Genomic DNA, 10,157 nt, shown 5'->3' on the forward strand with positions numbered 1-10,157 from the left:
CTAGCTTACGCCCACTCTCAGGTGCTGGCGGTGATCAAGCCGCTAGTGAAACGGGAAGTTGGTGAACGCCTTGCGTGATTCCAACGCTGCCCCCGCAACGGTAATCGAGATAAGAACGGCTAAGACGCCACTGTGCTCAAGCACGGGAAGGTGGTCGTTCGGAAAGGTGCATTGTTAGATGCTGCCTTTCGCTCGTCAGCCCGGAGACCGGCCCGAGAGTAACGGTTCAACCTGAACCGATACATGCCGAGGCGCGGTGGGTGCTCTCAGGGCGATTAACGGTGGCACAGCGCAATTATGCAGCGCGACCGTGATTTCCTTGTTTTGTCCTGCGCTCGGTCAAAAAAATACGCCGTGCGGGTGAGCACGACGAGCAAGGGATCTCTCCATGAACTACCGTTTCCGCACCACCGCCCAACGGGCGGCGTTGAGTATGGCTGCTTTACCACTCGCCATCCCCTTTTCCGCCCAGGCCCAATACGCCGAAGCGACGACTGAGTTAGCAGGGCTTGATCCTGTTGTGGTTACCGCGACGTTAGCGCCGCGCACTGCCAACGAGAGCCTTTCATCGGTTAGCGTGCTGGACGAAGCCACTTTTCGCCGCCAAGACCCCACCAGCTTGAGTGATCTTCTGCGCGGCCAGCCAGGCGTTGATATCACCAGCAACGGCAGCTTTGGTAAAAACAGCAGCGTTTATCTACGCGGTGCGCCCAGCGATGCTTCCGTGCTGATGATCGATGGTATTCGGCTGCGATCTGCCACGGCAGGCGGCGCCGCTTTTCAGTACCTAGACCCACGCATGTTTGATCGTGCAGAAATCGTGCGCGGCCCCCGTGGTAGCCTTTACGGTGCGGATGCGGTCGGCGGTGTCATTCAGCTGTTTACCCCTGAGGGTGATGAGGAGGGGCCGCAACCAAGCATTTCAGTGGGCGGCGGTTCCTTCAATACCCAGCGGCTAAGTGCTGGATTGAGTGGGCGTGAGGGTGGAACCCGCTACAGCTTTGCAGCGAGCCACCTCAATACCGATGGTCAGCCTATTCGTCGCGGCGGTGAAGACAAAGGCCACGACAATACCTCGGCGCTTGCCCGCGTGGCGCATACTTTTGAGAGTGGCGCTGAAGTTGGCGTACTGGCACTGCGTGCCCGCGGTAACAACGAATACGACGGTGGTGAGAATGACTTCGTCCAGCAGGTGGCAGGCATCTACGCCGAGGTGCCGGTCACCGATACCTGGCAGAGTCGCCTGACCCTTAGCGAAGCCCGTGATGAGCTAGATACGATTGATAATTTCGGCGCCTCCGTCATTGATACCCGCACCCAAACCGCCCGCTGGCAGAATAATCTTCAGTTTGGGGCCCATGAGTTGATTGCTGGCGCTGAAATCAGCGAAGATCGCGTTTCAAGCACCAACGACTTTGACGTCACCAGCCGCGATAACACCGCCGTGTTTACCCAAGGCCTGCTCGATTTCTCGCCGTTTGCCATTCAGGCCAGCCTGCGTTACGACGACAATGAAGCCTATGGCGATGAAGTCACCGGCAGTCTGGCGCTGGGCTACGATCTGGATGATTACCATACGCTGCGTGCCAGTGTAGGCACCGCGTTTAAAGCGCCGAGCTTTAATGACCTCTATTGGCCGGATTCGGGTAATCCTGATCTCAATCCAGAAAAGTCTGAAACTGTCGAGGTGGGTGTTCGAGGCCAATACAACCAATGGTTCTGGGACTTGGCCGCCTTTCAAAACGACTATGACGACATGATTGCCTGGGCGCCAACGTCGAGTGGCTTATGGGCGCCGCAAAACGTTAACAGCGCGCGTATACGTGGGGCTGAGCTGTCAAGCGGCGTAGAGGTCAATGACTGGACACTCCAAGCTGCCTTCACCTACCTGGATCCGGAAGACCGGGCAACCGGTAATCGACTAGCCCGCCGGGCTACCCAAAGCGTGCGCTTGGATGCAGATCGTGAGCTTGGCGATTGGTCATTTGGGGGCTCGTTAGTGGCACAGAGTTACCGCTATGATAATGCCGCCAACACCCAGCGGTTAGGGGGCTATGGGCTGGTTAATCTGCGTGCAGGCTGGCAGTTTGCGCCACTCTGGAGCGCCCGTGTTACGCTAGAAAATGCTTTTGATAAAGAGTATTCAACGACCCGTGACTATATTAACGCTGGCCGAGCAGGATTTTTGAGTGTTCATTTTGGTCAATAAAAGCAGCTACTTAGTACGTGGGGCCTTAGGCCTCGCGCTGCTGCTACTGTCGTCGATATCCCACGCCCATGACCACTCGCGCTGCGTAGTGGATGATCGTGACCGTGAGGTTTGCCTCTACAACGCTGCTCAGCGTATTGCCACGCTGTCGCCAGGTGCGACCGAATTGACCTTTGCTGCAGGTGCAGGGGATCAAGTGGTCGCCGTTGTTTCCTACAGCGACTACCCGCCGGAAGCCAAGCAGATAACGTCAGTGGGTAGCCACACCCGGATTGATTTAGAGGCCTTAGTGGGGCTGGCGCCGGATTTAGTCATTGGCTGGGTAACCGGTAACCCCGCCGAACAGCTTGAAACCCTCGAAGCCTTGGGCATGCCGGTGTTCTATATCGAACCCCGCGATGTAGAAGGCGTGGCCAGTGCCATTGAGCGTTTGGCACGGCTGGCGGGCACAGAAGCCGCCGGCCAGGCAGTGGCCGCCAATTTTCGGCAGACCATGGGTGAAATTGATGCGCGCTATGCTGATCGAGAGCCGGTGGCTACGTTCTATCAGGTCTGGGATGAGCCGTTAATGAGCGTCAATGACCAGCACCTGATCGGCCAAGTGGTCGAGATGTGCGGTGGCGAGAATGTGTTTGGCGAGCAGGCGCGGCTGGTGCCACGCATCGATGATGAAGCCGTGCTGGCGACGAATCCTAAGGCGATTGTGGCCGGGGGCATGGGGGAAGAGAACCGACACTGGCTGACCCACTGGGAGCAGTACCCCAACCTGACGGCGGTGGCAGAAGATAACCTCTTCTTTGTGCCGCCATCGCTGATCCAACGGCCAACGCCGCGCCTGATGGAGGGTGCGCAGTTACTCTGTGAGAAGCTCGACATCGCCCGTCAAAAACGCGAGCGTCGCTAATGCTAGCGCGGCTGGGGCTTCCGCTTGGCGTGTTGTTGCTAGCAGCACTGGCTTCGCTACTGATTGCCCTTGGTGTTGGCAGCGCACAGATTCCGCCAGCGCAAATTTGGGATGTGGCGCTTAGTCATATAGGGCAGGGCTCAGGTGACACTCTGGCGTGGACGATGGTGATGGAGTTACGCCTACCCAGGGCGCTCTCGGCGTTTGCCGTGGGCGGTTTGTTGGCGGTAGCCGGGGCGTTAATGCAAGTCTTACTACGCAATCCCCTTGCGGATCCGTATGTACTTGGTCTTTCCGGCGGAGCCTCGATTGGTGCACTGGCAGCCATGTTAGGCGGGTTAGGCGGACTGGCGATTTCAGGTTCGGCGTTTGGCGGCGCGCTATTTTCGACGTTTTTAGTCTTCGGTTTGGCCCACGGCAGCGGCGGCTGGACGCCTTCGCGCTTGCTGCTAACGGGCGTGGTGGTAGCAGCAGGGTGGGGGGCAGTGATTACCCTAATGCTGGCGATGAGCCCCGCCGAACGCCTGCCGGGCATGCTCTACTGGTTGATGGGCGACCTCTCCTACGCGCGTACCCCTTGGCCGCCGCTGCTATTGTTGTTGGCTACCTGCGTGGTACTGATTCCGCTTGGGCGTAGCCTGAATGTGCTGGCCCGTGGCCCTCAGCAGGCCGCCGCGCTGGGCGTTGCGGTCAGGCCACTTGAGTGGTGTATCTATATTGCCGCCAGCCTACTCACCGCAGCGGCAGTGACCACCGCAGGCAGCATTGGCTTTGTCGGTTTAGTGGTGCCCCACATGCTGCGGCTGCTGTTAGGCAATGACCAGCGGCTGATCTTGCCTGCCTGTGCGTTGGCGGGGGGCACGCTGTTAGTGTTGGCCGATACACTAGCTCGCACCATGATCGCCCCGGAACAGCTTCCCGTTGGCGTGATCACTGCGCTGTTGGGCGTGCCCACCTTCCTGTTTCTGCTCTACCGGAGCCGTTGATGAGCGTATTGGCTACCCGAGACCTCATCATCGACGTGCCCGGCCGCGCAGACGGTACGCCGCTTAATATCACCATCGAGCCAGGCCAAGTTTGGGGCGTTTTAGGCCCTAACGGGGCAGGTAAAACCACGCTGTTGCATACCTTGGCAGGGCTGCATGCCCCACGTTCAGGCAGTGTTCAACTCAACGGCTCAGTGATTGGTCAACTGCGCCGCCGCCAGGTCGCCCAGTGTTTGGGATTGGTGTTTCAGGAGCGCCAGGATGGCTTTCCCGCGACCGTGCTGGAAACCGCGCTAATTGGCCGTCATCCCTATCTCTCTCCGTGGCAGATGGAAGGCGCCGATGACTATGCCCGTGCCGAAGCCGCTCTTGAGCGCCTGGATGTGGCGCACCTGCATGATCGTTTGGTCAGCACGCTTTCCGGCGGCGAGCGCCAGCGGGTGGCGATTGCTACTGTACTGACCCAGGCGCCCGATGTGTGGCTGGCCGACGAACCCACCAATCATCTGGATCTTCACCACCAGAGTGCCGTGATGGCACTGATAGCAGAACAGGCCAATCAGGGGCAGGCGGTCATCATGTGCCTGCACGACCTCAACCTGGCTGCCCGCTGGTGCGACCATGTGCTGTTGCTTTATCCCAATGGCGAGGCGTGCTGGGGCTCGCGGGATAGTATGCTGGTGCCCAGTGCGCTGGAAGACCTCTACCGCCAAAAGCTCGCGGTAGTAGAGGTGGATGGCGCACCGGTGTTTGTGCCGATAAAGGGGTGATACTTACTGCCCCAGCTCTTCCCGCCAGGAGTGGCGTGGTTCAAAGCCGACCAGACGGCGGGCCTTTTCGATACTGTAGAAGGTTTCGAATTCGCTCATTTCACGCTTGATCGGAACACCGGAGTAGAAGCGTTCGATCACCTGGGCGTTGCTCAGGCTAACCGACAGATCGTCATTGGCGACGTTAAACACCTGGTAGCCGAGGCCATCTGTTTTCAGGCAGCAATCGACCATCTGGCCCAGGTCGCGGGCGTCGATGTAGGCGAAGATATTGCGACGACGCAGGGCAGGGTCGTCCATGTAGGCTGGGAAATTCTGACGGTACTCGTGGGGCTCGATAACGTTGTTGATGCGCAGGCCGTAGATATCGATGCCCGAGCGCGCCTGGAAGGAGCGTGCCGTTACTTCGTTGACTACCTTGCTCATGGCGTAGCTGTCTTGAGGCACGGTGGGGTGCTCTTCATCGATGGGGAGGTAGTCCGGCTTCTTTTCGCCATCGGCAAAGCAAACGCCATAAGTGGTCTCGCTGGAGGCGAAGATGACCTTGGGAATTCCCAGTTTGGTGGCAGCATCGAGAATATTGTAGGTACTTAGCGCATTGATGCGGTAAGTCTCGTTGTCCGGTCGATGCAGAATGGCGGGTATCGCCGCAAAGTGGACAATCGCATCGTAGCGCGGCACGCCGGTGCCTGGCTCCAGCTCGTCGAAATCGGCGTAAGCCAGGCAGGCATTGAATACCTGGCCTGCATCGGTCAGGTCGGTCTTCAGGGTGGTAATGCCGGGTACGTCTGATGTCACCCAGTCTAGGTTGGTGACTCGATGACCTTGATCACGAAGATAAGCCGTCGCATGACGGCCAGCCTTGCCACTGCCGCCGGTGAACAGAATACGCATATGGATATCCCACCAATTAATAGAATGAACCACCCCACCTTAGCAAAGATAAATCCTCACCTCCGAAAATGATTTTGTGTTCTACACTAAAAATGATTCGGAATCTAATTGATCCAATCGATCATCGTCTGACCCTAACAACAGAGCATCTACAAAACCGGGAGGTCGTTATGATCCATCATGTTTGGGGGCTTCTCCACCATCCTGAAAAAGAGTGGCACTCGATCCGTGGCGAGCATGAATCTATCAGCCATCTGTATGCCCACCATGTCCTTTTACTCGCTGCTATACCTGTCGTCTGTGCGCTAATAGGCACTACCCAGGTTGGCTGGACCTATGGTGGCTCTGAAACCTATCGAGTCTCTCTCGCCAATGGCATTGCATTAGGCGTGGCTTTTTATGCGCTGATCCTAATGGCGGTTGCTGTTGTGGGCACTTTGATCCATTGGTTAGCCCGTCGTATAGACACTCGTCCCAGCCGCCGCGATTGCCTTATTTTCGCGGGTTACATTGCGACACCGATGTTCCTGTGCGGCGTTTTTGCCCTCTATCCGGCTTTTTGGTTCTGTATGCTGGGTATGGTGATCGGGCTGCTCTACAGTGCCTATCTTCTCTATAAGGGAACCCCCAGCTTTTTAGGCATCAGCCATGAGCGCGGGTTTATTCTGTCAACAACGACGTTGGGTGTTGGTGTCTTGGTGCTGGAAGCGCTGCTCGTGGTGATTGTACTGCTGTGGAGTATGGGCACGGATCACAGCGTGGTTTGGCATTTTTTCCGTTGAATGGGCGCTATGGTGAGCTGCCTGTCCAACTAAACTGCACTGCGAAAACGCATGATCTGTTTACCATCTACAGGATCATCGATCACATGGGTATATACCCCAAAAGTCTGCTGTAACCTGCTGGTGGTGAGTACTTCATTAGGGTGGCCGCTGTCGATCAGGCGGCCGCCATCCATCACGCCGATGCGGTCACACTCCATGGCTTGGTTAAGGTCGTGCAGCGAGATAATCACCGTGATCGGCAACTGCCTGACCAATTCAAGAATCGACAGTTGATGGCGAATATCCAAATGGTTGGTGGGTTCATCCAGTAGCAGGATTTTAGGCTTCTGGGCCAGCGCACGGGCAATGTGCACCCGCTGGCGCTCGCCGCCAGAAAGGGTGTGCCAAAGCCGATCCGCCATATGCACCATATCGACATCTACCAGCGCCTGAACCACGATGGCATCATCTTCAGTTGACCAGGGGCGCAATGCAGTAAGAAAGGGCGTCCGGCCCAGCGCTACTACGTCACGCACGCTAATTCTATCGGTGGTGTCGGCCTGCTGCTCGACTAAGGCGATAGACTGAGCAATCGCCCGTTGCTTGAGGTTGTGCAGGGGCTGGCTACCTATCAGCACCTGTCCTGACTTGGGTTTGTTCAAGCCCGCCAACAGGCGAAGTAGCGACGTTTTGCCCGAGCCGTTCGGCCCCACCAGGCCAAAGGTTTGGCCGGGCTCGACGGTGAGATTGACGTCGCTAAGCAGTGGCGTGCCATGCACTGACCAAGCGAGCTGTTCAGCAGATAATCGCATTAAGACCTCTTGCCACGCACCAGAATCAGCGCAAAAGCCGGCGCGCCGATCAGCGAGGTAATCACCCCAATGGGAAGTACCTGGCCGGACACTAGCACCCGGGAAAGAATATCGGAACCAATCAAAAATACCGCGCCCGCTAAGGCGGTCGCTGGTACCAGCCGGGTATGACGGCTACCCACAATAAAACGCATGGCATGGGGAATCACCAGCCCAACAAAGCCAATCGCCCCCACAATAGACACCATCACCGCCGTGACCAGCGCCATGGCGATAATCAGCATGCCACGCACTGGGCGCACGGCGATCCCCATGGAGGCGGCGCTGTCGGCACCGAAGGTAAACGCATCCAGGGAGCGCCGATGCCATAGGCAAACCAGTAGCCCAAACAGCGCGGCAGGCACCGCCAGGGACACATCGGCCCAGCGCACCCCGGAAAGATTGCCCATCAGCCAGAACATGATGCCCCGCGCCTGCTCGGCGCTCGCTGACTTGGTAATGATAAACGCGGTCAGCGCATTGAACAGCTGTGATCCTGCAATGCCTGCCAGAATAATCGCTCCCGCTGCCTGAACGCCGCGACCACCACCTACACCGCTATTGGCCGCATGGGCTAGCATCACCACGATGCCAAAGGCGAGGAGGGCGCCCACAAAGGCACCCAGGGAGAGCGAAAGCGCCCCCGCGCCAATACCAGCGACGGCCACGGCCACTGCACCGGTAGACGCCCCAGCGGAAATGCCCATCAGGTAGGGGTCGGCTAAAGGATTTCGCAGCAGCGCCTGAAGCACGACTCCCGCCAGCGCCAAGCTGGTACCACAGCAGGCGGCCACGACGGCCCGGCTAAGCCGGTAGTTCCAGATAATGCCTGCATCGATCCGGTCAACCGCATAATCCGCGCCCAGTAGCTGATTGGCGAGTACTTTGAGAATGGTATCAACGGGAATCGGTGTCTCGCCGATGGCGGTGCCCGCGATCAGCGCCGCCACGAGCACCAGCGGCGTGATCCATAGCCAGCGCAGTCCAAAATCCGCCGTAGATAGCTGCGTTATCGCTAGGCTCATTCGTCAAATGCCATCGTCGCTAGCGCCTCGGCCAGTGTTTCAAGGCCGTAAATAGTGCGCATGGTAGCGCTCATGGCATGGGCATCCATCTCTACGATGCGGTTGTTTTTAACCGCCGTCATTTCACGGGTGACCGGATCACTGCGCAGAAACTCACGCTTGGCTTCAATGTCGTCGGCAGGAAAGCGACGACGATCCATGCGAGCGATAACAAGCACATCGGGATCAGCCCTGGCGATGCTCTCCCAGCCCACCGTGGGCCACTCCTCATCGGACTCGATCACATTGCGAATGCCGAGCTTGTCCATCATATAGCCCGGTGCGCCGAGTTGACCCGCAACGAAGGGGCTAACCCCCAGGTCTGTCGATGAGAACCAGAAAGCCGCTGATAAATCGTCCGGTAAGTCCAGGCTGTTCGCCAGTGCTATTGCCCGCTCTTCGCGGTCGGTTAAGTCGGCTACAAGCGCCTCGCCAGCGTCTTGCACATCATATATCTGTGCTAGTTCGGTGATGCCTTTATAGATCGAATCCGTGGAGAAAGCGGCCGTGCGGGTGCCATCGCCGCCGGTAGAGTTATCCTTGGTGTCGCAGTCGGCGGGCATAATATAGGTGTTAATACCCAGCTCATGAAACTGCTCACGGGTGGCGACACTGCCGGTGGGGCCTACGTGCCACTCGTACTGTACCGCCACCAGGTCAGGCCGTTTATTGACCACGGTCTCGAAACTCGGGTCGTCGTTGGCGATCCGCTCGATCGCTTCATTGGCATCAGCAAACTGGGGAAGAACCGGATTAAACCAAACCGAGGTGCCATTCACTCGATCAGCGAGCCCCAGCGAATAGAGAATCTCCGTGGCTGACTGGCCTACTGTTACCGTTCGCTCCGGGGGCGACGCCACGCTGATCTCTACGCCGCAGTTGGTTAGCGTAAGCGGGTAGTCGGTGGAGGCGTAAGCCGCCTGGGCAAGGCCAACAGCGCTCGCGGCGATGGCCGTGGTCAATCTCAACATCATGTACACTCCCGTGCATGATGAGCTCCGCAATCGGACAGAAAACACTGACCGAGCCACTTCGCTCGATGTAAGTAATATATCGGCAGTTCTCCTGACTGACGGGTCATGGCTAGCTCGCCTTCCCAGACGCTGTGTCCAGTGGCATCAAAGAGCATCGCTCGCCGCCTACAGTTGCGGGGGCAGTTCCGGTTCGCGGCCAGCCGCGGCGGATTCTCTATTAAGTTCCGTGGGGAACACCGACACTGGCCATTCTAGGTGGCAGGGGAATAGCGAACAACACAAAGCCTAAGGTTCTTATGAGATCCCGTCATAATGGTAATGTTATAACATTATATTTTGAGGGCGTGTAAAAATCCAGTTGCATTCATAGCGTCAGCTGATATACACCCTCGCAAAGTTAATAGCTTGTAACAAATTGGCCTCGCCGCTATGCCTTCCTCTATACTGAATGCCTTTTAAATTCCCACTTTTTTATGAATGGTTTTATTACCACTCAACTAGTTACCATGAATCATATTCAAGCCCCACGCTCCCTGGATCAGTTGGCTATTAGTGATCGGTTAGCGGGCTTAGCCAGCACGGGAGGTGCCGGTGAGTGAGTTTCCCTTTGCGGCAGTGGTTGGCCAGGAGGCGCTGAAAACCGCGCTGCTACTGAACGCCATTAACCCGCGTATCGGCGGGGTGCTGATTAGTGGGCCAAGAGGCAGCGCGAAATCCACCTTAGCTCGGGCGCTGGCCGCC

At 57.6% G+C, this 10,157-nt stretch carries 9 protein-coding genes and 2 riboswitches; of the genes, 5 read left to right on the top strand and 4 right to left on the bottom strand.

Going from position 1 to position 10,157, the window contains the following annotated elements:
• Positions 1 to 2: 2 nt before the first annotated feature.
• A riboswitch (cobalamin riboswitch) is annotated at positions 3 to 230 on the top strand.
• A gap of 158 nt (positions 231 to 388) precedes the next feature.
• From JI62_RS08940 to JI62_RS08955, 4 genes are read left to right on the top strand one after another with little or no spacing between them, the layout of a single operon-like run.
• Complete coding sequence (locus tag JI62_RS08940) at positions 389 to 2,209, top strand: TonB-dependent receptor domain-containing protein (RefSeq protein ID WP_088699830.1); 1,821 nt, start codon at positions 389 to 391, stop codon at positions 2,207 to 2,209.
• On the top strand, positions 2,190 to 3,113 hold the full coding sequence (locus JI62_RS08945; protein WP_170938516.1) for a cobalamin-binding protein: 924 nt from the start codon (positions 2,190 to 2,192) through the stop codon (positions 3,111 to 3,113). Before JI62_RS08940 ends, JI62_RS08945 begins: the two co-directional genes overlap by 20 nt.
• Positions 3,113 to 4,099 (top strand): FecCD family ABC transporter permease, encoded by a 987-nt coding sequence (locus JI62_RS08950; RefSeq protein WP_088699831.1) that lies wholly within the window; start codon positions 3,113 to 3,115, stop codon positions 4,097 to 4,099. The genes JI62_RS08945 and JI62_RS08950 overlap by 1 nt, the downstream gene beginning before the upstream one ends.
• Positions 4,099 to 4,869, top strand: a complete 771-nt coding sequence (locus JI62_RS08955) for an ABC transporter ATP-binding protein (protein WP_088699832.1) — start codon at positions 4,099 to 4,101, stop codon at positions 4,867 to 4,869. Before JI62_RS08950 ends, JI62_RS08955 begins: the two co-directional genes overlap by 1 nt.
• 3 nt (positions 4,870 to 4,872) lie before the next feature.
• Here the strand turns inward: JI62_RS08955 and JI62_RS08960 are convergent, their stop codons facing one another.
• On the bottom strand, positions 4,873 to 5,763 hold the full coding sequence (locus JI62_RS08960; protein ID WP_088699833.1) for an NAD-dependent epimerase/dehydratase family protein: 891 nt from the start codon (positions 5,761 to 5,763) through the stop codon (positions 4,873 to 4,875).
• Positions 5,764 to 5,933: 170 nt separating this feature from the next.
• Between JI62_RS08960 and JI62_RS08965 the strand changes: the two genes are divergently transcribed.
• Entirely contained in the window at positions 5,934 to 6,545 is a 612-nt protein-coding gene (locus tag JI62_RS08965; RefSeq protein WP_170938517.1) for a Yip1 family protein, read from the top strand.
• A 29-nt stretch (positions 6,546 to 6,574) separates the two neighbouring features.
• Here the strand turns inward: JI62_RS08965 and JI62_RS08970 are convergent, their stop codons facing one another.
• Genes JI62_RS08970 through JI62_RS08980 form a run of 3 tightly spaced genes read right to left on the bottom strand, consistent with a single transcriptional unit; the run spans position 6,575 to position 9,416 of the window.
• On the bottom strand, positions 6,575 to 7,339 hold the full coding sequence (locus JI62_RS08970; RefSeq protein ID WP_088699835.1) for an ABC transporter ATP-binding protein: 765 nt from the start codon (positions 7,337 to 7,339) through the stop codon (positions 6,575 to 6,577).
• Positions 7,339 to 8,403: a FecCD family ABC transporter permease gene (locus tag JI62_RS08975; RefSeq protein WP_088699836.1), complete on the bottom strand. Its 1,065-nt coding sequence runs from the start codon at positions 8,401 to 8,403 to the stop codon at positions 7,339 to 7,341. Before JI62_RS08975 ends, JI62_RS08970 begins: the two co-directional genes overlap by 1 nt.
• On the bottom strand, positions 8,400 to 9,416 hold the full coding sequence (locus JI62_RS08980) for an ABC transporter substrate-binding protein (RefSeq protein ID WP_088699837.1): 1,017 nt from the start codon (positions 9,414 to 9,416) through the stop codon (positions 8,400 to 8,402). The genes JI62_RS08975 and JI62_RS08980 overlap by 4 nt, the downstream gene beginning before the upstream one ends.
• Before the next feature lie 64 nt (positions 9,417 to 9,480).
• A riboswitch (cobalamin riboswitch) is annotated at positions 9,481 to 9,672 on the bottom strand.
• Positions 9,673 to 10,157 lie beyond the last annotated feature (485 nt).

Source organism: Halomonas campaniensis (assembly GCF_002211105.1).
GTDB lineage: Bacteria > Pseudomonadota > Gammaproteobacteria > Pseudomonadales > Halomonadaceae > Vreelandella > Vreelandella campaniensis_A.